Consider the following 21508-nt stretch of genomic DNA (forward strand, 5'->3'; position numbering starts at 1 on the left):
CCGGATACCGTTGACCCGAGCGTTCGTGCGGGAAGGCGGGTCGGTGGGCGATTACGGCGGCAGGCTGGTGCTGGTGCTCGTCCTGGTGCTGCTGAACGCGGTCTTCGCCGGCAGTGAGATGGCGCTGGTGTCGCTGCGTGAGGCGCAGCTGCGGCGACTGGAGCGCACCTCGCGCGGGGGCCGGGTGCTGGCGCGACTGGCCCGGGACCCGAACCGCTACCTGGCCACCATCCAGATCGGGATCACCCTCGCCGGGTTCCTCGCCTCGGCCGCCGCGGCGGTCTCCCTGGCCCAGCCGCTGGTCGAGCCGCTGGGGTTCCTCGGCGGCGCCGCCGACGCGGTGGCGATCGTCCTGGTCACCATCGTGTTGACCTTCTTCACCCTGGTCGTCGGTGAGCTGGCCCCGAAACGGATCGCCATGCAGCGCGCGGAGAGCTGGGCGCTGGCCGCCGCCCGGCCGCTGGACTGGCTCTCCACGATCTCCCGGCCGGCGGTCTGGCTGCTCGGCGTCTCGACGGACCTGCTGGTACGCCTCTTCGGCGTCGACCCGAAGGCGCGCCGGCAGGAGGTGAGCGCCGAAGAGCTGCGGGACATGGTCGCCTCCCAGCGGAGTCTCACCGCCGAACACCGCATGATCATCAGCGGTGCCTTCGAGGTTGCCGACCGGATTCTGCGCGAGATCCTGGTGCCGCGCGGGGACGTGGTGACCCTCGACGCCGACCTGCCAGCGGCGCAGGGCCTGCGGGAGCTGGGCCGGTCGGGAAAGAGCCGGACACCGGTCGTCGAGCCGGGTGGCGGGCTCGACGACGTGCTCGGCATGGTGCACCTGCGGGACCTCATCGACGTCGGCGGCACCGTACGCGATCATGTCCGGCCGGTGATGTTCCTGCCCGAGACGCTGCGGGCGACCGACGCGATCCGGCAGATGCGCCAGGAGCGCCAGCAGTTCGCCCTGGTCGTCGACGAGCGCGGCGAGATGGACGGGATCATCACGATGGAGGACCTGGTCGAGGAGGTCGTCGGCGAGATCTACGACGAGACCGACCGGGACGCCCAGACCGCCGTGCGGGAAGCCGACGGGGCTCTCGTCCTGCCGGGCCGCTATCCGATCCACGACCTGCCCGACGTCGGTGTGCACCTGGAGGAGCTCGACGACGGCGACTACACCACCGTCGCGGGGCTGGTCATCTCCCGGCTCGGCCACATTCCCAAGTCCCCCGGTGAGGTCGTCGACCTGCCGGGCTTCACCGCCCAGGTCGTCGAGGTGACCGGGCACGCCGTGACGAAGGTCCGGCTCCGCGCCAAGCGGGAGGCCCCGGACGAGGGCGGGCAGCAGGGCTGACCGGTCACATCGCCGCGACGGGCGCCGGCCGGCGTCGGTGCCGGGCGCGGCGCAGCTCGTCGGCACCCCAGACGATCGGCGGATAGAGCAGCAGCAACGCCAGCATCCACGGCTTCGGCAGCGCCGTGCCGAAGAGCTGCTGCAGCGGCGCCCAGCTGATGATGACCGCCGCGAAGACGATCTCGAACAGGAACCCCCAGAGCAGCATCCGGTTGCTGAAGAGACCGACCGCGCGTACGGAGGCCCGGTCGGTGCGGGCCGCGAAGGCCGTACCGATCTGGCAGGCGACGATGCCGAGGAAGGTCATGGTGGTCGCCTGCCGGTAGGCGTCGTGCAGCGGCGTGCCCTCGCCGGTCGGCGCGCCCCAGGTCCAGCCCGCGTCCAGCAGGACGAGGAAGAATCCGCCCATCACCAGGACGGAGGAGATCAGCCCGAGGAAGACCCAGGCACGGAAGAGCAGCGCCCGGGTAATGATCTTGTCGGTGCGCCGGCGGGGCGGACGTTCCATCAGACCCGGCTCGGCCTGCTCCCGGCCCAGGGCGAGCGCGGGCAACGTCTCGGTGCCGAGGTCGATGGCGAGGATCTGCATCACGGTCAGCGGCAGCGGCACCGCCCCGGCCGAGAGCGCGAAGATCAGGAAGGGAATCACCTCGGGTGTGGCGTGGGCGAAGATGTAGAGGATGAACTTGCGGACGTTGTCGTAGACACGGCGTCCCGCCCCGACCGCGGTGACGATGGTGGCGAAGTTGTCGTCGGTGAGGATCATCGTGCCGGCCTCGCGGGTGACGTCGGTGCCGGCGATCCCCATCGCGATCCCGATGTCGGCCTTACGCAGTGCGGGCGCGTCGTTGACCCCGTCGCCGGTCATCGCCACCACCTGGCCGTCGGCCTGCAGCGCGTCGGCGATGCGCAGCTTCACCTCCGGGGAGGCCCGCGCGAAGAGCACCTCCCGCTCCTCGGCGAGCAGCCGCCGCAGCTCGGCGTCGGAGAGTCCGGTCAGCTCCTCGCCGGTGACGATCCGCGGCTCGCCCCGCACGATGCCGACCTGCCGGGCGATCGCGGTCGCGGTCAGGCCGTGGTCCCCGGTCACCATCAGGATCCGGATGCCGGCCGTGTGGCACTTCGCCACCGCCTCCGGCACCTCCGGCCGGGCCGGGTCGATCATCGCGATGAAGCCGAGCAGGGTCAGGTCACGCTCGGCGTCGTCCCGGTCCGCCGGCATGCCGGTGAGGCGCCGCCGCGCCACCGCGAGCACCCGCCGCCCCTGCTCCGCCTCGGCGCGCACGGCCGCCTCGAACCCCGTCCGGTACGCCTCGTCCAGCGGCCGGTCGTCGCCGTCGTCGCCGATGACGTACGCGCAGCGCCGTAGCACCTCCTCCGGGGCGCCCTTGGTGTGCAGCCAGAGCTGCTCGTCGCCCGGTGGCCCGGAACCCTCCTCGGGCTGGGCGTCGACGGTCGACATCAGCCGCAGTTTCGGGTCGAAGTGGAACTGCGCGCGCCGACGGGGCCGCTCCGGGCCCGGATAGAGCCCGCGATCCGCCCCGTAGCGCAGCAGCGCCACCTCGGTCGGGTCGCCGATGCAGTCGCCGTCGTTCAGTTCGGCGTTGTTGCACGCCACCACCGCCACCAGCAGCCGGCGCAGCACCGCGTCCGGTGCAGCGTCGGGCGGTGGCAGCGGATCCAGCAGCCGGTCACCGGCGCGGGCGGCGACCACGTGCATCCGGTTCTCGGTGACGGTGCCGGTCTTGTCGGTGCAGATCACGGTGGTGGAGCCGAGCGTCTCGACCGCGCTGAGGCGCTTGACCACCGCGCCCTGCCGGGCCAGCCCCCGGACGCCGACGGCCAGCGCCAGGGTGATGATCGGCAGCAGTCCTTCGGGAACGTTGGCGACCAGCAGGCCGATGGCGAAGGCGAAAGCCTCGGAGACCTCCATCCCGGCGGCGAAGACCCCGATCGGGAAGAAGAGCGCCCCGGCGGCGACGGCGACGGCGGCGATCACCCACGCCACCCGCCGTACCTGCCGTTCGAGCGGGCTCTCGTCGCGTCCGACCCGCTGGGACAGCTCGGCGATGCGTCCCAGTTCGGTCCGCATCCCGGTGGCGTAGACCAGCGCCCGGGCGTCGTCGGCCAGGCAGGAGGTGCCGCTGAAGACCAGCGTGCCCGCCTCGGTGAGCACCGCCGTCCGTTCGGAGCTGTCGGCGGCGCGGTAGACCGGCTGCGACTCCCCGGTCAGCGCCGAGAGGTCCACCTCGACCGCGCCTTCGATCAGCCGGGCGTCGGCCGGCACCCGGTCGCCCTCGCTGATCTCCACCACGTCACCGGGGACGAGTTCGCTGCCGGCGATCTCCCGCCACTGGCCGTCGCGCCGGGCCTTGACCTGCTGCGGCAGGTACTTCGTCAGCGCCTCGACGGCCCGTTCGGCCTGGCGCTCCTGCGCCGAGGCGAAGACCGCGTTCAGGGCGATCACCAGCAGGATCGCCACGCTGAGCACGGTGGTCCCGGCGATCCAGGCCAGCCCGGCCGCGACCCAGAGCAGCAACGCCAGCGGATGCACCAGCTGACGCCCGAGCTCACGCCAGTAGCTCGCCTTCTGTTCACGGCGCAGCTCGTTCGGGCCGTACCGTTGCAGGCGGCGCTGGGCCTCCTCGCTACTGAGCCCCTCGGGGCCGGACTCCAGCGCCGCCGCCAGCTCCGCGAGAGGCGCCTGCGGGTCTGGTCCTTCGCGCGTCGTCGTCGCCGGGTTGCTCGCCACCCTGTCAGATTCCAGCAATACCGGCCCGAAATGGGGCCGATCGCGACAGAAGGTCAGCGGCGGACCCGGTATCGCACGTGGGTGACCGCCGGCGAGGCGATCACCTCGACCGGCTCCAGCCGCGGATCGCCCACGTCGTCGAAGAGCCGCTCACCCGAGCCCAGCACCACCGGCGCCAGATGCAGGTACAGCTCGTCGAGGAGCCCGGCGCGCAGGAACTGCGCGGCCGTCGACGCCCCGCCGGCCACCATCACATCGCTCTCCCCGGCGGCCTCGCGGGCCTGCGCCAGCGCCGCCGCCGGCCCCTCGGTGACGAAGATGAACTCCGTCCCGCCCGCCATCGGCAGCGGCGGCCGCGGATGGTGGGTGAGCACGAAGACCGGGGCGTGGTACGGCGGATCCGCCCCCCACCAGCCCGTCCAGGCCTCGTCCCACGGGCCGGGGCCGCCGCCGAACATGCGCCGCCCCATCACGTACGCGCCGACGCCGCGCATCAACTCCGCCGCCACGTCGGAGTCGACGCTCTCCACACCGCCCGCGAGTCCCTGCTGGGCGCGCCAGCCGGCGGTGCCGAAGACCCACTCGTGCAGCCGCATGCCGCCCTCGCCGAGCGGATTCTCCAGGCTCTGGTTCGGCCCCGCCACGAAGCCGTCGAGCGAGATCGACAGCTGACATCTGACCCGGCTCATGCCACGCCCTCCTCGGTGAAGACGGTGCGCAGCGCGATGGCGTGCGCGCCGGGGTGCGTACCGTCGTGCAGCGTCGCGCCGGGCACGCGTACGGTGTCGGTCCTGGTCTCGGTCATCGTGGTCGGCCTCCGGTCGTCGGCGTCGCCCAGGCGGGTGGCGCGGGTCAGCAGGTACTGCTGTTCGGGTGCGCTGGTGGTCAGCCGCATGGCGGTCAGATACTCCGCGCGGGCCGCCTCGTGCTCGCCGGCCAGCTCCAGCAGGTGGGCCCGGACCGCCGCGAGGCGGTGGTGCCGGGCGGTGCGCGCGTCGTGGCGCAGCGGTTCCAGCAGGGCCAGGCCGGCGTGCGGCCCGTCGGCCATGGCGACGGCGGCGGCCCGGTTGAGCGTCACCATCGGGTTCGGCGCGAGGTGGTCGAGGAGCCGGTAGAGCGCCACGATCTGTCGCCAGTCGGTCTCGGCGTAGCCGGGCGCCTCCGCGTGCACCGCCGCGATCGCGGCCTGGAGCTGGTACGGCCCCGGCGGCGACTGCGCCAGCGCCGCGCTGACCAGCGTGATCCCCTCGGCGCAGGCGGCCCGGTCCCAGCGGCTGCGGTCCTGTTCGGCGAGGGGGATGAGGGCGCCGCGAGGTCCGGTGCGGGCGAGCCGGTGCGCGTCGGTGAGGAGCATCAGCGCCAGCAGCCCGGCTACCTCCCCGTCGTCGGGTAGGAGCCGGTGCAGTTGCCGGGTGAGCCGGATCGCCTCCCCGGTCAGCTCGGCGCGTTGCAGCTGCGGGCCACCGGAGGCCGCGTACCCCTCGTTGAAGATCAGGTAGAGGACGTGCAGCACGGCGGCGAGCCGGGCGTCGCGGTCGGCCGGCGTCGGCGCGGCGAAGCGCTCGCCGGCGAGACGCTGCTTGGCGCGGCGGATCCGCTGGCTCATGGTCGCCTCGGGGGTCAGGAAGGCGTGCGCGATCTGCGCGGTGCTCAGCCCGCCGACCGCCCGCAGGGTCAGCGCCACCTGCGCCGACGGCGCGAGCGCCGGATGGCAGCAGAGGAAGAGCAGCAGCAGGCTGTCGTCGGCGTCGCCGGGTGCCCGTTCGTCGGCCGCCGGGGCCGTGTCCCGTACGCACTCAGCCCGTTCCCGTTCCCGCCGGGCCGACTCGCTGCGCCAGGCGTCGGTGAGCCGCCGGGTCGCCACCGCCAGCAACCAGCCACGCGGGTTGCCCGGTACGCCCTGCGCGGGCCACTGCACGGCGGCGGCGAGCAGCGCCTCCTGCACGGCGTCCTCGCAGGACTCGAACTGGCCGTACCGGCGGACGAGCGTGCCGAGGACCAGCGGCGCGAGACTGCGCAGCTGGTCCTCGGCAGCACGGGAGAGCACCTCTCACATCTCCGTGCCGGAGTCGTCGAGGATCGCGCGGACCTCCATCGATCCGCCGTGGCGCAGGTCCGGCCAGCGGGCGGCGATCTCGGTGGCGCGTTCGAGGCTGTCGCAGTCCACGGCGAGATAGCCCATGAACTGTTCCTTGCTCTCCAGGAACGGCCCGTCGGTGACGGCGGGACGCTCGGCGCCGGGCCGCAGCGTCCGGGCCTGGGTGACGTCGGCGAGCGCCTGCCCGCCGATCAGTTCACCCGACTCGGTCAGCTCCTTCATGATCGTGTCGACCTCGCCGAAGAGCGCCGTGCGCTCGGACTCGGTGAGGTCGGCGACGAACCCCGGCCGGTTGTAGATCAGCAGCATGTACTTCAACGTCAGCTCCTCGCTCGGTACGCGGCCCGGTGCGCGCGTCCCCGGTGAAGGGTCGGAGCCGACGACGCGATGCCGACACCGGAACCGGAATCGGGTCAGGAAATTCTGCGTCCGATTCCGGCCCGTCGATGCCAGGCCGCGCCGGTACGTCCGCAGGTGGTGCGATTGGCCCGCCGCCGCCCGGGGTATTGAGGGGTCGTAGCCGCACCACCGACACCAGGAGGCCGTCATGGGCATGGACGACAAGATCGGCAACAAGTCCGAAGAGACCGCCGGCAAGTTGAAGGAAGGCGCTGGTCGGCTCACCGACAACGAGCAGCTCGAGGCCGAGGGTCGCGCCGACCAGAGCAAGTCGAACCTCAAGCAGGCCGGCGAGAAGATCAAGGACGCTTTCAAGAAGTGAGCACCCCGGAGCTCCGGGCTCCGATACGACGACCACCGCGATACTCGCGGTGGTCGTCGCTTTTGGGCGTTCAGGCGCCGGGCAGCTCCTGGGCGATCTCCCAGATGTTGCCGGCCGGGTCGGCGGTACGGGTCAGTCGCTGCCGAGCCGGCCCGCGAGGGTGCCGTGCAGCCGGGCACTGGGCTGGTTCAACCCGATGATCTCCACGGTCTTGCCGCGGGAGGCGTACTTGGTGGTGACCGCGTCGAGTGCGGCGACCGAGGAGGCGTCCCAGATGTGGGCGCGGGTCAGGTCGATGATCACCCGGTCGGGGTCGCCCGGGTAGTCGAACTGGTGGACCAGGTCGTTGCTGGAGGCGAAGAAGAGTTCGCCCTGCACGGAGTAGATGCGGGTGCCGCCGTCGGGGTCGAGCACGCTGGTCACCTCGACCAGGTGCGCCACCCGCCGGGCGAAGATGACCATCGCGGTCAGCACGCCGATCACCACGCCGATCGCGAGGTTGCCGGTGGCGACCACGGCGGCGACCGTGACGACCATGACGACCGTCTCGCCGACCGGCATCCGCCGCAGCGTCGCCGGGGCGATCGAGTGCCAGTCGAACGTCGACACCGACACCATGATCATGACGGCGACCAGGGCGGCCATCGGGATCAGGGCGACGATGTCGCCGAGCGCCACCACCAGGAACAGCAGGAAGACGCCGGCGGTGAAGGTCGAGAGCCGGGTCCGGGCACCGGACACCTTCACGTTGATCATCGTCTGGCCGATCATCGCGCAGCCGCCCATGCCGCCGAAGAAGCCGGTGACGATGTTCGCCACGCCCTGCCCCCACGACTCCCGCGTCTTGTTCGAGGGAGTGTCGGTGATGTCGTCGACGAGCTTCGCCGTCATCAGCGACTCCATCAGCCCGACCAGGGCGATGCCGAGCGCGTACGGGGCGATCAGCTTGAGGGTGTCCAGGGTGTACGGCACGTCCGGCAGGCCGAACATCGGCAGGCTCTCCGGCAGCGCGCCCTCGTCGCCGACGGTCGGTACGGCCAGCCCGGCGGCGACCGTCACCGCGGTGAGCACGACGATCGCGACCAGCGGCGCGGGCACGGCGGCCGTCAGCCGGGGCAGCCCGACGATGATCGCCAGCGCGACGGCGACCATCGGGTAGACCAGCCACGGCACGCCGATCAGGTGCGGGAGCTGGGCCATGAAGACCAGGATCGCCAGTGAGTTGACGAAGCCGACCATGACGCTGCGCGGGATGAAGCGCATCAGCTTCGCCACCCCGACCAGCGCCAGCACGATCTGGATCAGTCCGCCCAGGATCACCGCGGCGACCAGAAAACCGAGTCCGTGCTCCTTGGCCAGCGGCGCCACGACCAGCGCGATCGCCCCGGTGGCCGCCGAGATCATGGCGGGCCGGCCGCCGCAGAAGGCGATCACCACCGCCATCGTGAACGAGGCGAAGAGCCCGACCTGCGGATCCACCCCGGCCAGGATGGAGAACGAGATCGCCTCGGGGATCAGCGCCAGTGCGACGACCAGGCCGGCGAGCACCTCGGTCCGGAAGACCTTGGGGGAGGCCAGCCAGGGCGGCCGGGGCAGACGCGACGCGACAGCCTGGGACGACGACATGCCACCATCTCCACTCGTGGTGCGCCGGCGTGGGCGCGAAGGTGCCGGGTGCGTGACGTGGTCCCCCGGACCGCGCGCGACTCTACTGCGGTGTCGCGGCGTACGCCGATCGATCGTGTCGGGGGTCACCGGCGGCCGGGCCGGGGTGAAAGGGACACGTGACCCGCCGGGTGCGGATGATGGAGGGACGCGGCGCCGGCTCGACAGGGAGGCATACCCCTAGGGGTATGCTGTTCAGGTCGGGGTCGCCCCGGGTACGGATGTGACCCGTCAGGCAGTGCCGGTGGCGCGCCACCGGCGGACGCTTGTCAGGTGGACCGGCCACGGACGTGACGGAGGAGCGGCATGAAGACGATCATTGTCGGCGGTGTGGCCGGCGGGATGTCCGCGGCGACCCGGTTGCGCCGGCTGATGCCCGACGCCGAGATCGTGGTCCTCGAACGCGGGGAGCACGTCTCCTACGCCAACTGCGGCCTGCCGTACCACCTCGGTGGCGTCATCGCCGACCGCGAGGAGCTGCTGCTGCAGACCCCGCAGAGCCTGCACACCCGCTTCGGCCTCGACGTGCGGGTACGCAGCGAGGTGCTGCGCATCGACCGCGACCGGCACACCGTCCGGGTCCGCGACCGCGACGGCCGGGAGTACGACGAGTCCTACGACCGGCTGGTGCTCAGCCCCGGTGCCGCCCCCGTCGTGCCCGACCTGCCCGGCGTCGAGCGGGCGATGACCCTGCGTACGGTCACCGACGTCGACCGGATCGTCGCCGCCCTCGACGCCCGGCCACGCACCGCCGTCGTCGTCGGCGGTGGCTTCATCGGCCTGGAGGCCGCCGAAAACCTCGTGCACCGCGGACTTGACGTCACCGTCGTCGAGCGCGACGCGCAGGTGATGGCCCCGCTCGACGCGGAGATGGTGGCCCCGGTCCACGACGAGCTGCGCCGGCACGGGATCGCGCTGCGGCTCGGCGCCGCACTGGCCAAAATCGGCCCGGATCAGGTGGAGCTCGCCGACGGCGAGACGCTCCCCGCCGACCTGGTGCTGCTCGCCATCGGCGTACGTCCGGAGACGGCGCTGGCCCGCGACGCCGGACTGGCGATCGGCGAGCGCGGGGGCATCACCGTCGACGCCGCCATGCGTACCAGCGACCCCGACATCCACGCCGTCGGCGACGCGGTGGAGAAGCCCGACGCGATCGGCGCCGCCGCCGCCCTGATCCCGCTGGCCAACACCGCCAACCGCCAGGGCCGCCTCGCCGCCGACGCCATCGCCGGCCTGCCCGTACGCCTCGGCGGGCGCATCGGCACCGGCATCGTGCAGGTCTTCGGGCTGACCGTTGCCACCACCGGCTGGAACGAGAAGCGGCTGCGCGCCGCCGGGCGGGCGTACCAGGCGGTGCACACCCACGGCGCCTCGCACGCCGGCTACTACCCCGGTGCCGAGCAGCTCTCGCTGAAGGTGCTCTACGACCCGGCCGACGGGCGGATCCTCGGCGCCCAGGCCGTCGGCGGCGACGGCGTCGACAAGCGCATCGACGTGCTCGCCACCGCCATCCGCGGCGGCCTGACCGCCCCGGAGCTGGCCGACCTGGAACTCGCCTACGCCCCGCCCTACGGCTCCGCGAAGGACCCGGTCAACATCGTCGGGTACGTCGCCGGCAACCGGCTCGCCGGCACCGAGGAGGCCGTGCAGTGGCACGAGCTGGCGGAGGTGGTCGCCGCCGGAGCCACCGTCGTGGACGTCCGCAGCCCGCAGGAGTACGCCGCCGGCACCGTCCCCGGCGCGCTGAACCTGCCCCTGGACGAGCTGCGGCAGCGGATGGCCGAGCTACCCGCCGGCGACCTGGTGCTCTACTGCCAGTCCGGTCAGCGCTCGCACACCGCCGCGTCGCTGATTCGCCCCGGCCGCGACACCCGGGTGCTGAACCTCGACGGCGGCTACCGCACCTGGCACGCCGGCACCGGCTCCTGACGCCGCAGGTTGCCGTCGCTCCGACCTTTCGGGCGCGAGCTTATTCCGATGGCCCGTTTGCCTGATCACGAATACGTCGACCTAGTTCGTCGTAGATTTCCTTGGCGCTTGCGCCGTTATTGCCAGCTTGGATCATCTTGGCATCTTCGAGTTGATCCCGTACCCTCCGCCGCAAAACACCCTCGTTCAAATTGGCGTTCTCAAGCCTAATTTGGTCTGCGAGGCTCACCAGATTCTTTGGAAGAAAATCGAAGCGGCTTATGTCGGTCAAGATGGGGAGACTGATCCAGAGCTCCTTATCGATGGCCGCGCGGAGTGGTCCTAGTCTCAGGTACTGACTGAGAAAGTCTGGCGAGATGGCTGGACTGTCGGGGGCCTTTCTGCCCAGTCGTCTTCGGAGCTCTGTTTGTAGTGAAAACGCTACACGGTCAAGGGTGAGCCACCAGTGGTGATACCCAAGAGGTGACACGGTGGCATTTTTCCTGCATTGAATAACGCCGACTGTGTTTTCTACGTCGTGCGATACCAAGCGATGAACGTTTAGGAAATCCCATTCGTCTGACTGTTTCCCGCTGCGGCGCTTTTCGTGACTCTCAAACCAAATCTCCTGCACCGCTTGACGCAAGTCCGCTGGTGCATCGTCGACCAGTTCTGTCAGATTCCGAGACTCAATGCCAAAGTTTTCGTTCAGGTAAAGTTTGACGTCGTCCTCAGGGTGGCGATCGCCGCGGAACTGTTCGACCCACGAGATGAACTGGGCACTCGATCGCCCGGAAAGGATGTACATGCGCTGGATGAAGGGCACGTCGTTCCGCCACTTGTGGTGGCCGGTTCTAGAAAACGCAATGCATTTGTTTAAATGCCGCTCCACTTCCTCGATGACGCCATCTGTGACGTAAAGCCTTAGGCCTGCGTCCTTGATCGCACGCATGAGCGCTGAATATCGGCGGTCGGCAGGATCTTCTACTAAGGTTTCGGCGACGAGCGGAAGGATCGCTGAGGCGTCTAGCCATATCTCACCGGATGAAAACATCTTCAAAAGACTCTTTTGTACGTCGGGCGTTTGTCGCAAGAAGGCGAACATTGTGTAGGCGTCGGCTACCCGGTTCAGGTACTTCCTGACTATTCCAGTCGGCCGATCGAGAATCTCTACGACAGCGGAAGCGATCTGTTTCTTGTTGAGTACATTCCCGGTCTTCTTGTCAGTTTCGTCTAGGGCTACGTCGATTTCGTCGACGTCAATCTGGTGAGGATGTCCACTCTTGGTTGCTTCGACGAAGGCCTCTCCACGCCTCAATAGGACTGTCTCGAGGGCAGCCCGCAACTGGATGCCGATTGTCTTTTGCTTTTCCGGGCTAACCCCTTCCAGAAGTTCCGGAGGGAGGGTGTTTAACAAGTGCGCCTCTAGTTCTGCCTCAAATAGGAGATACTCCGACACCTTTGCCTGGAGCTTCTGGCGCTCTGGATGGGAAAGGCAGTACTTTTTCTCTTTTGAGTGAAAATGAACTGGGCCGCCCTTTCGGGATAGCCTCCGGAGGGCGGAGTCAGCCTGCTGAGACGCCTGTAACTGGTGACTCGCGGGAAGATACGCTAGTATTCGGCGATTTACTTCCTCGCCTGATAGCAGGTTGTCGAGGTCCGAGTCGTGCAGAGCGGCCATGACCAGCGACTCAAAGCAGGTCTTCGTGTAGCTCTTACTGTCTTTTTGGTCGCGTTCATCCAATGCGAGGTGAAGGAGTCCGACTCGGGCTTCCTCGTTCGTAAGTGCCGGCGCCACGCTGGTGCGAAGTCGTCGTTCCACTAGGAGAGGTTCGACGATTCGTTGGATGATTTCTTGCGACGCCGTTTCCCTTTGGGGGTGAGAAAGTTCCCGTTCGAGGAACCAGTTCTTGTCCCGGATATCGAGGAATATTCTTCTGTCTTTCCTCGTCTTGCGAATCAGGTCATCTGCATCCGGGCCAATCGTTCGATTTGTGACATAAATCAATTCCTCTGTTTCGGGAAACGTTTCCGACAGTCTTCGCAAGGTGGCGTTGATTTTCGCGTTCCAGTCACTGGAAAGTGAATACTGGATCACGATGTTTGCGTCTTCTGTCGGTTGATAAAGGATGCCATCCCTTCCGCCGTCGCCGCGTTGGGCGGCCATTGTCCTTAGGCTTGGGTATTCAACTGCCAAGAATTCGGCAGCGAAGCGCTCAAAGAACTGCCAGTCAGCTGAAGGAATCTGATCAAGGGCGAGGCTCAGTCGATCATTGGGCACGAGTACATGCTAGGCGGCACAGTCCTAGTTGGCGAGTATCCGCTCAGGTCAGTTGACGTGGACATAGGCCTCGGGTCAGTAGGACGTTCACACCGTGGGCGCTGCTCCTCGCGTTTGCGCGAAAGTTCCGTGGATGTTGCCAGCTTGAAACAGGGAGACTGTCCGCGCGGAACGGGAAGGATCAACTGGTGGAGGCGCAGGAGCCTTCGCCCAACACAGTGTTTGTTTCCTGGGCCGGCGGGTAGGCGCAGCGTCCGCGCAGCGACCCCTTCCGGGAGGCCCGAATGAGCACCAGGACCGACAGCATGCCCGTCACCCAGGCCGTCCACGACCTCGGCTCCGCACTCTGGTTCGGGGGCGCGACCATGGGCGTGATCGGGGTCAACTCCGCCGGCCGGGACCTGGAGCAGGGTGTCGACCGCATCCGGGTTGCCAGCTCCGCCTGGCGGCGCTTCGGCCTGCTCGAATGGGCCGGCATCGGGGCCACCCTCATCGCCGGGGCGCAGCTGACCCGCTCCAGCCGGCGCCGCATCGGGCTGCAACAGGGCTACGGCACGGTCGGCGGCGTCAAGGCCGGGCTCGCCGTGGCGGGGGCACTCGCCACCGGGTACGCCGCCTACTGCGGGATGCGCATCGGCGCGGAGGCCGAACGGGCCCGCCGCGAGGAGGAGCCGATCGAGGTCACCGACGCGACCACCCCGAACTCGCGGACCCCGGCGCGGATCGCCAAGTGGCAGCGGCGTCAGCGCATCGCCCAGTACGCCGTGCCGCTGCTCGCGGGGGCGAACATCGCGGCCGGGTCGAAGCTGGTGCAGTCGTACCGGCCGATCGAGAGCAGCAAGGGCGTACTGAAGCGGATCATCCCCGGGCTCTGATCGGCGTCCGGCTCTGATCAGCGTCCGGCTCTGATCGGCATCCGGGCTCTGATCAGCATCCGTGCGGGACGACCGGCTGCGGTCCTGAGCAGTCGCCGGCGTTGCCGACCGGGCCGGGCCGGCGGGCTTGTCGTGGGCGCGGCCCGGTCAGTAGCGTTCCGGCGTGCCGATTCCCGCTGCCTCCGGGCCGACCCTCTACGCCACCAGCGACCTGCATGTGCGGCACGCCGACAACCGGCGGCTGGTGGAGGAGGCGCTGCGTCCCACCGGTGAGAGGGACTGGCTGATCGTCGCCGGGGACATCGGGGATCGCTTCGCCGAGGTGGAGGAGATCCTCGCCCTGCTCGCCGGGCGGTTCGCCAAGGTGATCTGGGCGCCTGGCAACCACGAGCTCTGGACGGTCGGCGCGGACCCGGTCCGGCTGCGCGGCACCGACCGCTACGACGCGCTGGTGGCGATGTGCCGGGCGCTGGGGGTGGTCACGCCGGAGGACGAGTATCCGGTCTGGACCGGGCGCGGCGGGCCGGTGCGGATCGCGCCGCTCTTCGTCGGCTACGACTACTCCTTCCGGGTGCCGGGGGTCGCCGACCGGGACGAGGCGATCGCGCTCGCGTACGAGCACGGGGTGATCTGCACCGACGAGGCACTGCTGCATCCGGACCCGTTCCCCAGCCGGCAGGAGTGGTGCTGGGACCGGGTGGCGCGTACCGAGCAGCGGCTGGCCGCCTGCGATCCGGAGGTGCCGCTGCTGCTGGTGAACCACTATCCGCTGGTCCGCGAGCCCACGGATGTGCTCCGGTATCCCGACTTCGCCCTCTGGTGCGGCACCGAGCGCACCGCCGACTGGCACCGGCGTTTCCCGGTCGCGCTGGTCGTCTACGGCCACCTGCACATTCCCCGGACCACCTGGTACGACGGGGTGCGCTTCCAGGAGGTCTCCCTCGGTTACCCGCGTGAGTGGCGCCGGCGCAGCCACCAGCCGCGAATCCTGCACGACGTCCTGGCCCCGCCGCTCGCAGCGAGCTGACGGCCGCGCGGGTCGGGTGGGGTCAGCGCTGGGCGTCGGCGGCTTCCTCTTCGAGGATCTGGCGGAACGCCCGGGCCGCGGGCGACGCCGCGCTCGCGAGCCGCTGGGCGGTGAAGACGGTCCGGCGGGGTGCGCCGGGTAGTTCCAGCAGGCGGCAGCCCGGCGTACGGCCGGCCCAGACCAGGTCGGGGATGAGGGCGACGGCGTTGCCGGACTCGACGAGGCGGATGTGCGCCTGCAGGTCGGCGGTCTCGTAGCGGACGTCCGGCTCGAAGCCGGCACTGCGGCAGAGCTGCTCGGCCCAGTGCCGGGAGGCCGCACCCCGGGGCTCCATCACCCACGCCGCGTCGCGGGCGTCGGCCAGCGACGCCATCGGTCGGGCGGCGACCTCCTCGGCGGGCAGGGCCAGCCGGATCGCGTCGCTTGTCAGGTCACGCCGGTCCAGGCCCGGGTGGTGCGGGGCGGCGTGCGCCGGATACTGCTCGGCGATCACCATGTCGAAGTCGCGCGCCCACGTCTCCCGCAGCGCCTCCTCCGGCTCCCGCTGCACCATCTCCACCCGTACGGCGGGGTAGCGGGCGGCCATGGTGCGCAGGGTGCCCGGCATCAGCGCCAGGGCCGCCGACTGGAAGACCGCCACCCGCACCCGGCCGCTGACCTGGGTCAGCGAGTCCTGCAGGGCGGCTTCGGCGCGTTCGAGGGTGTCGAGCACCTCGGCGGCGGAGGCGACCAGCAGCTCCGCCTGCGGGGTGAGTTGCAGCCGCCGCCCGGACTTGCGCAGCAGCGGCAGACCCACCTCCTTCTCCAGCTGACTGAGCTGCTGGGAGACCGCCGACGGGGTGTAGTTGAGCGCGTCGGCGACGGCGGCGACGGTGCCGCGTACGGCGAGCTCCCGCAGCAGCAGCAGACGGCGAACCTCGAGCACGGCGCCCACCCCCTTCACCTCGTCCGGGCAGCGCTCAAGGGTAGCCATGCTCGTGGCCGTCACCGTCGGTCACCGGCATGGAAGCCATGGCACCCCGTCGCGGACCGGGACCGACGGCCGCCGCCGGCCCCGCCGCCTGGCCTTGGTGTTTCATTAGCGGAACTTAAGGACAACCGTCATGAAGCGTCGCTTTTCCTAATCCATGATCACGGGGAGACTTGTCGCTATCCGCCTGAGAAGGGGCAACCTGAGAAGGGGCAACCAGGATGAGCGAGCTCTCCACCGACTCCGACGTGCCACCGGCTCCCGAGGGCAGCGGTGACGATCTCGCGGGGGAGACCGTCGCCCTGGTCCGGCGCTGGCTGGCGCAGGCGCGGACGTACCCGACGGATCCGGCCGCGGCGCGCCTGGCCGACCTGCTGCGCGACCCGGATGGGCTGGCGTTCGCCGTGGGTTTCGTCGACCGGGTGGTCCGCCCCGAGGACCTGCGGGTCAGCGCAAACGCGCTCGCCGAGCTCGCCCCCGGCGTACCGGGGTTCCTGCCGTTGCCGTTGCGGGCGGCCGTGCGGGCCGGTGGGGTGCTCGGGCCCGTCATGCCGCAGGTGGTGGTGCCGATCGCCCGGCGGGTGCTGCGCCGCATGGTCGGGCACCTGATCGTCGACGCCACCGACCGCCGCCTCGGCAAGGCGATCGGCCGGCTGCGCGCCAGTGGCGTACGGCTCAACGTCAACCTGCTCGGTGAGGCGGTGCTCGGCCGGGCCGAGGCCCGTCGGCGGGTCGCCGAGACCGAGCGGCTGCTGCGCCGCGACGACGTCGACTACGTCTCCATCAAGGTCTCGGCGAGCGTCGCCCCGCACAACCCGTGGGCCTTCGACGAGGCGGTCGCCGACATCGCCGCCGAGCTGACCCCGCTCTTCGCGGCCGCCGCCACCGCGGCCACGCCGAAGTTCATCAACCTCGACATGGAGGAGTACAAGGACCTCGACCTGACCATCGCGGTCTTCACCGAACTGCTCGACCGCCCCGAGTTCGAGGCGCTGGAAGCCGGCATCGTGCTCCAGGCGTACCTGCCCGACGCTCTCGGCGCGATGATCCGCCTGCAGGAATGGTCGGCGCGGCGGCGCGAACGCGGCGGCGCCGGCATCAAGGTACGCCTGGTCAAGGGCGCGAACCTGCCGATGGAGCAGGTCGAGGCGTCCCTGCACGGCTGGCCGCTGGCGACCTGGGGCCGCAAGCAGGACTCCGACACCAACTACAAGCGCGTCCTGCACTACGCGCTGCACCCCGAGCGGGTCGCCAACGTCCGCATCGGACTCGCCAGCCACAACCTCTTCGACGTCGCGTACGCCTGGCTGCTCGCCGGCGAGCGCGGAGTCCGCGACCACATCGAGTTCGAGATGCTGCTCGGCATGGCCCAGGGGCAGGCCGAGGCGGTACGACGGGACGTCGGCGGACTGCTGCTCTACACGCCGGTGGTGAACCCGCAGCAGTTCGACGTGGCGATCGCGTACCTGATCCGCCGCCTCGAAGAGGGGGCCAGCCGGGAGAACTTCATGTCGGCGGTCTTCGAACTCGACTCCGACCCGGCGCTCTTCGCCCGTGAGGAGGAGCGTTTCCGCGCCTCGCTCGCCGCCGTCGACGAGGTGGTTCCCCCGCCACACCGGGTCCCCGACCGGTACGCCGCCGTGGAGCGGCCCCGCTTCGGGCACTTCACCAACACCCCCGACACCGACCCGGCCGTACCGGCGAACCGGGCCTGGGCGCGGGACATCCTCGGCCGGGTTCCGGACTCCCGGCTCGGCGTCGACGCGATCGGGGCCGCCCGGATCGACGACGCCGACCGCCTCGACGCGCTGCTGTCGGCGACCGCCACGGCGGCCCAGGCCTGGGGTACGCGCAGCGGCTCCGACCGGGCCGAGGTGCTGCACGCCATCGGCGACGCCCTCGAAGCCCGGCGCGGCGAGCTGATCGAGGTGATGGCCGCCGAGGCCGGAAAGACCATCGACCAGGCCGACCCGGAGGTCTCCGAGGCCGTCGACTTCGCCCACTACTACGCCGAACTCGCCCGCGAACTCGACCGCGTCGACGGCGCCCGGTTCACCCCGGAGCGGCTGACCCTGGTCACCCCGCCGTGGAACTTCCCGGTGGCGATCCCCGCCGGGTCGGTGCTCGCCGCGCTCGCCGCCGGCTCGGCGGTCGTCCTCAAGCCCGCCGGGCCCGCCGAACGCTGCGGCGCCGTCGTCGCCGAGATCATCCGGGGGGTGCTGCCCGATCCCGACCTGCTCACCCTCGTCCAGGTGCAGGAGTCGTCCCTCGGTGCGGAGCTGATCGGCCACCCGCTGGTCGACCGGGTGATCCTCACCGGCGCGTACGAGACGGCCGAGCTGTTCCGGTCGTTCCGCGCGGACCTGCCGCTGCTGGCGGAGACGAGCGGCAAGAACGCCGTCATCGTCACCCCCAGCGCCGACCTGGACCTGGCGGTCAAGGACGTCGTCGCCTCCGCGTTCGGCCACGCCGGGCAGAAGTGCTCCGCCGCCTCGCTGGTCGTCCTCGTCGGCGCGGTCGCGTCGTCGCGCCGCTTCCGCGATCAGCTCATCGACGCGGTCTCCTCGCTGACCGTCGGCTACCCGGCCGACCCGCGTACGCAGATGGGGCCGGTCATCGAACCCGCGACCGGCAAGCTCCTGACCGGGCTGACCGAGCTCGGCCCCGGGGAGAGCTGGCTGCTGGAGCCGAAGCAGCTCGACGACTCCGGACGGCTCTGGAGCCCCGGTGTCCGCGACGGTGTCCAGCGCGGGTCGGCGTTCCACCGTACCGAGTACTTCGGACCGATCCTCGGCATCATGACCGCCCGCGACCTCGGCGAAGCGATCGAGATCGTCAACGACGTCGACTACGGGCTCACCTCCGGCCTGCACTCGCTGGAGTCCACCGAGATCCGGCAGTGGCTGGCGACCGTCCAGGCCGGCAACCTCTACGTCAACCGGGGCATCACCGGCGCCATCGTGCGCCGCCAGCCCTTCGGCGGCTGGAAGAAGTCCGCCGTCGGACCCGGCACCAAGGCCGGCGGCCCGCACTACCTGACCGGCCTGGGCCGCTGGGAAACCGCGCCGTCAACCGCCTCGGCCGAGGTCACCAACCCTGCCGTACGGCGCCTGCTCGACGCCGCCCGCAGCGCGCTGACCCCCGACGAGTGCGATGTCGTCGAACGCGCCCTCCGCAGCGACGCCGCCGCCTGGGAGCAGACCTTCGGGCTCGCCGCCGACGTCTCCGGCCTGCCGGTCGAACGCAACGTGCTCCGCTACCGGCCGATGCCGGTCACCGTCCGCTGCGGCGTACGCGGATCCCAGGCCGACCTGCTGCGGGTGGTCGCCGCGGGCGCGCTGGCGGGGGCGCCGATGGTGGTCTCCACCGCGGCCGCGCTCGTTGGCCCGATCCGGCAGGCGGTGGCCGCGGTCGCGCAGCGCTTCGTGGAGGACGAGACGAGCTGGCTGCACCGGGCCGAGGCGATGGAGAGCGGCCGGATCCGGCTGATCGGGGAGTCCCCGGCCCGGCTGGCCGAGGTGATCGGACGCCGCCCGGACCTGGCGGTCTGGGCGCAGCCGGTGACCGAAGCGGGACGGGTGGAGCTGCTCTGCTTCCTGCGGGAGCAGGCGGTCAGCGTCACCGCACACCGCTTCGGCACCCCCGACCACCTCTCCGACGACCTGCTCTGACGGAGCAACTTCGGGGAAACTGCTGCACGTACGTCCGAGGCGGCAACTTCGGGGAAACCGCGACGGGGAAGAGGTGTAAGGGGAGCCCGACAGCGAGGAGCGCCGACGCCGAGGGTGGCACCGTTGATGGTGGCGGACCGGCCGTCGATCGTCGAGATCAAATCCGATGCGACAGTCCTATGCGGATGATTGAATTCTTCGTCTCAGCCCGAATCTGGTGTCCGGGCTGGCCTGAGGAGGACCAATCAGAGTGATTACGCATCGGCCGCGTCCCGGCCTGATCGGCGGTTTGGCGCTGACGCTCGCCGTCACCGCCCTCACCGCCCTGGCAACCGGCAACGCCGCGAATGCTGCACCCCACTACGAGTCGGCAGAGCCGGTCCAGGTCGGATGGACGGACTCTGCCACGCCGGAGCAGTCCTACGACTCGGAGGGCCGGAACCTGCCGCTCGGCACCTCGGTCGACGAGTCCGGGCAGAGTCACACCTCACGTGTCTACGCCACCTTCGACCTCGCCCCGTTCAAGGGCGACAAGATCTACGGCGGCACCGTATACATCCAGGAGACGGGCGTCGCCGACTGCTCGAAGCGGGCGATCGAGATCTGGCGTACGAAGGCGATCAGCAAGACGCCGACCTGGAACCGTTCACCGAAGCCGCTGGCGAAGGTGGACGAGATTCTCACCGCCGGGGTGTGCCCCAACGCCACCATCACGTTCGACGTCGGTTCGGCCGTACGGGACGCGGTGCAGGGCAAGGAGAAGAGCATCACGTTCGAAATCCGCGTTCCCGCGCAGTACGAGGCGGACCCGACGTACGCACGTCAGATCTACTGGTTCCGCCACGTGCAGCTGACCGTGCAGCACAACTCCGTACCGAAGATCGACAGCGGCGCCATGTTCAACAGCGGCTTCGCCTGCGACCGCCAGGAGCCGTACCGGCACCTGGGTCGTTTCGCCCCGCTGCTGCAGGCAGTCGGTACCGACGCTGACCAGTTCGACCAGAACAACCTGCGCACCGAGTTCGGGATCTGGCCCACGAATGACGAAAGCGCACGGACTCTCCTCTCCGCCGAACATGGCCGTTCCGGCCGGGCGAACGGCGTGACCATCCCCGAGGGCACGCTCGTCGACGGCCAGACGTACGCGTGGCAGGCGCGAGTGGGCGACGGCACCGACGTTTCCAAGTGGTCGAAGACGTGCTTCTTCACCTACGACGGGTCCGCCCCGCCGGAGCCGACGGTGACCTCGGCGAACTATCCGCCCGAGGGTGGCCGGGCGCCGCTGGGCGAGTTGGGCGTCTTCACCTTCTCCGGCAACGGCAACCCCGACATCGCGGGCTTCCAGTACGCCTGGAGCAGCCTCCCCGCCAACGGCTGTGAATACAGCGGAACCGTGGGCGAGCTCGTCTGCACGGATCCCTTCGAATGGCCGAACGCGGTCCGGGCTGACGCTCCGGGTGGCTCGGCGACCGTGACCCTGAACCCGCCCGGCTCGGCGTGGCGGCAGCTGTACGTACGCGCGCTCGATGCCGCCGGCAACGTGTCCCGGACGGTGACCTACGAGACGTTCATCCCGTCGAGCTCACCCGAGATCCGGCTGGAGAGCGGAACGCCCAGGTGGGGCCAGGAGGTGCAGCTCAAGCTGACCCCCGCGAACGGGTTGACCGATGTCCGCGAATACCAGATCACGGTCGATCGCGAAACGGTGACCTGGCCCGCGGAGGCGGACGGCACCGCGACCTTCACCTTCACCGCCGACAACATCTACGGGCCTACGGTCACCGTGCGCAGTGTCAGCGGAAACGGATTCGTCTCGGAGGCGACGGGGTGGTCGGTGTTCTTCTACCAGTGGCCCACGATCGAGTCGGATCTCTACCACTCTCCGCCTGATGCGGGTCCGGTTGGCGGTGTCGGCGTCGAGGCATCGTTCACCTTCTCCCCGCCGCCGGGCGGGACGGACATCGTGGCCTACGAGTACTTCTTCTACTACCAGGACGCTGACCAGGTCCAGGGCCCGACCCAGGTGAGCGCCGGCGCCGACGGCACGGCGACCATCACCTGGGCGCCGGAGCACAGCGGGTGGGTCGACCTGTTCGTCCACGCGATCCGCGCCGACGGGTCGACCAGCGACGCCAACTCCAACTACTACTTCGAGGTGGCGTAAACCGCCTAGCCGTCAGGCGACGCGTACCGGCCCG

At 70.0% G+C, this 21508-nt stretch carries 14 protein-coding genes; 7 read left to right on the forward strand and 7 right to left on the reverse strand.

All coding sequences use genetic code 11. The annotated features are described in order from the left end of the window. Window positions 1-43: 43 nt before the first annotated feature. Window positions 44-1342 carry a hemolysin family protein gene (locus ACK8GG_RS02775; protein ID WP_440354205.1) on the forward strand — a complete coding sequence of 433 codons (1299 nt, stop codon included), beginning with the start codon at window positions 44-46 and terminating at the stop codon, window positions 1340-1342. Window positions 1343-1346: 4 nt separating this feature from the next. Here the strand turns inward: ACK8GG_RS02775 and ACK8GG_RS02780 are convergent, their stop codons facing one another. Genes ACK8GG_RS02780 through ACK8GG_RS02795 form a run of 4 tightly spaced genes read right to left on the reverse strand, consistent with a single transcriptional unit; the run spans window position 1347 to window position 6501 of the window. After that, entirely contained in the window at window positions 1347-4094 is a 2748-nt protein-coding gene (locus ACK8GG_RS02780; protein ID WP_440355447.1) for a cation-translocating P-type ATPase, read from the reverse strand. Window positions 4095-4147: 53 nt separating this feature from the next. Beyond that, window positions 4148-4783: a dihydrofolate reductase family protein gene (locus ACK8GG_RS02785; RefSeq protein WP_440354203.1), complete on the reverse strand. Its 636-nt coding sequence runs from the start codon at window positions 4781-4783 to the stop codon at window positions 4148-4150. Then, window positions 4780-6141, reverse strand: a complete 1362-nt coding sequence (locus ACK8GG_RS02790) for an RNA polymerase sigma factor (protein ID WP_440355448.1) — start codon at window positions 6139-6141, stop codon at window positions 4780-4782. The genes ACK8GG_RS02785 and ACK8GG_RS02790 overlap by 4 nt, the downstream gene beginning before the upstream one ends. 3 nt (window positions 6142-6144) lie before the next feature. After that, window positions 6145-6501 carry a YciI family protein gene (locus ACK8GG_RS02795; protein ID WP_440355680.1) on the reverse strand — a complete coding sequence of 119 codons (357 nt, stop codon included), beginning with the start codon at window positions 6499-6501 and terminating at the stop codon, window positions 6145-6147. A 238-nt stretch (window positions 6502-6739) separates the two neighbouring features. Between ACK8GG_RS02795 and ACK8GG_RS02800 the strand changes: the two genes are divergently transcribed. Beyond that, window positions 6740-6913, forward strand: coding sequence for a CsbD family protein (locus ACK8GG_RS02800; protein WP_440348407.1), 174 nt, complete (start codon window positions 6740-6742; stop codon window positions 6911-6913). Window positions 6914-7045: 132 nt separating this feature from the next. Here the strand turns inward: ACK8GG_RS02800 and ACK8GG_RS02805 are convergent, their stop codons facing one another. Beyond that, entirely contained in the window at window positions 7046-8539 is a 1494-nt protein-coding gene (locus ACK8GG_RS02805; protein WP_440355449.1) for a SulP family inorganic anion transporter, read from the reverse strand. A gap of 345 nt (window positions 8540-8884) precedes the next feature. On the opposite strand from ACK8GG_RS02805, the gene ACK8GG_RS02810 reads away from it, so the two are divergent. Further along, complete coding sequence (locus ACK8GG_RS02810; protein WP_440355450.1) at window positions 8885-10507, forward strand: FAD-dependent oxidoreductase; 1623 nt, start codon at window positions 8885-8887, stop codon at window positions 10505-10507. A 40-nt stretch (window positions 10508-10547) separates the two neighbouring features. Here the strand turns inward: ACK8GG_RS02810 and ACK8GG_RS02815 are convergent, their stop codons facing one another. Next, window positions 10548-12767, reverse strand: a complete 2220-nt coding sequence (locus ACK8GG_RS02815; protein WP_440355451.1) for a hypothetical protein — start codon at window positions 12765-12767, stop codon at window positions 10548-10550. A gap of 284 nt (window positions 12768-13051) precedes the next feature. Here ACK8GG_RS02815 and ACK8GG_RS02820 point away from each other — a divergent pair, with 284 nt between their 5' ends. Next, on the forward strand, window positions 13052-13642 hold the full coding sequence (locus ACK8GG_RS02820; protein ID WP_440355452.1) for a hypothetical protein: 591 nt from the start codon (window positions 13052-13054) through the stop codon (window positions 13640-13642). Window positions 13643-13805: 163 nt separating this feature from the next. Then, window positions 13806-14669 carry a metallophosphoesterase family protein gene (locus ACK8GG_RS02825; protein ID WP_440355453.1) on the forward strand — a complete coding sequence of 288 codons (864 nt, stop codon included), beginning with the start codon at window positions 13806-13808 and terminating at the stop codon, window positions 14667-14669. 22 nt (window positions 14670-14691) lie between these two features. Here ACK8GG_RS02825 and ACK8GG_RS02830 read toward each other — a convergent pair whose 3' ends face one another. Beyond that, a complete protein-coding gene (locus ACK8GG_RS02830; RefSeq protein ID WP_440355454.1) occupies window positions 14692-15642 on the reverse strand; it encodes a LysR substrate-binding domain-containing protein in 951 nt (316 codons plus the stop codon). A gap of 218 nt (window positions 15643-15860) precedes the next feature. Between ACK8GG_RS02830 and ACK8GG_RS02835 the strand changes: the two genes are divergently transcribed. Together ACK8GG_RS02835 and ACK8GG_RS02840 are read left to right on the forward strand one after the other, a co-directional pair. Next, window positions 15861-19310, forward strand: a complete 3450-nt coding sequence (locus ACK8GG_RS02835) for a bifunctional proline dehydrogenase/L-glutamate gamma-semialdehyde dehydrogenase (RefSeq protein ID WP_440355455.1) — start codon at window positions 15861-15863, stop codon at window positions 19308-19310. Between the two features lie 250 nt (window positions 19311-19560). Beyond that, window positions 19561-21474, forward strand: a complete 1914-nt coding sequence (locus ACK8GG_RS02840; RefSeq protein ID WP_440348399.1) for a CBM96 family carbohydrate-binding protein — start codon at window positions 19561-19563, stop codon at window positions 21472-21474. Window positions 21475-21508: the final 34 nt, after the last annotated feature.

The organism is Melissospora conviva, assembly GCF_049523535.1.
Taxonomy (GTDB): Bacteria; Actinomycetota; Actinomycetes; order Mycobacteriales; family Micromonosporaceae; genus Melissospora; species Melissospora conviva.

Coding starts and splice junctions, on each gene's coding strand:
- ACK8GG_RS02820 (WP_440355452.1), top strand. CDS start 13,052: ATGAGCACCAGGACCGACAGCATGCCCGTCACCCAGGCCGTCCACGAC.
- ACK8GG_RS02835 (WP_440355455.1), top strand. CDS start 15,861: ATGAGCGAGCTCTCCACCGACTCCGACGTGCCACCGGCTCCCGAGGGC.
- ACK8GG_RS02785 (WP_440354203.1), bottom strand. CDS start 4,783: ATGAGCCGGGTCAGATGTCAGCTGTCGATCTCGCTCGACGGCTTCGTG.
- ACK8GG_RS02810 (WP_440355450.1), top strand. CDS start 8,885: ATGAAGACGATCATTGTCGGCGGTGTGGCCGGCGGGATGTCCGCGGCG.
- ACK8GG_RS02795 (WP_440355680.1), bottom strand. CDS start 6,501: ATGCTGCTGATCTACAACCGGCCGGGGTTCGTCGCCGACCTCACCGAG.
- ACK8GG_RS02830 (WP_440355454.1), bottom strand. CDS start 15,642: ATGGCTACCCTTGAGCGCTGCCCGGACGAGGTGAAGGGGGTGGGCGCC.
- ACK8GG_RS02800 (WP_440348407.1), top strand. CDS start 6,740: ATGGGCATGGACGACAAGATCGGCAACAAGTCCGAAGAGACCGCCGGC.
- ACK8GG_RS02805 (WP_440355449.1), bottom strand. CDS start 8,539: ATGTCGTCGTCCCAGGCTGTCGCGTCGCGTCTGCCCCGGCCGCCCTGG.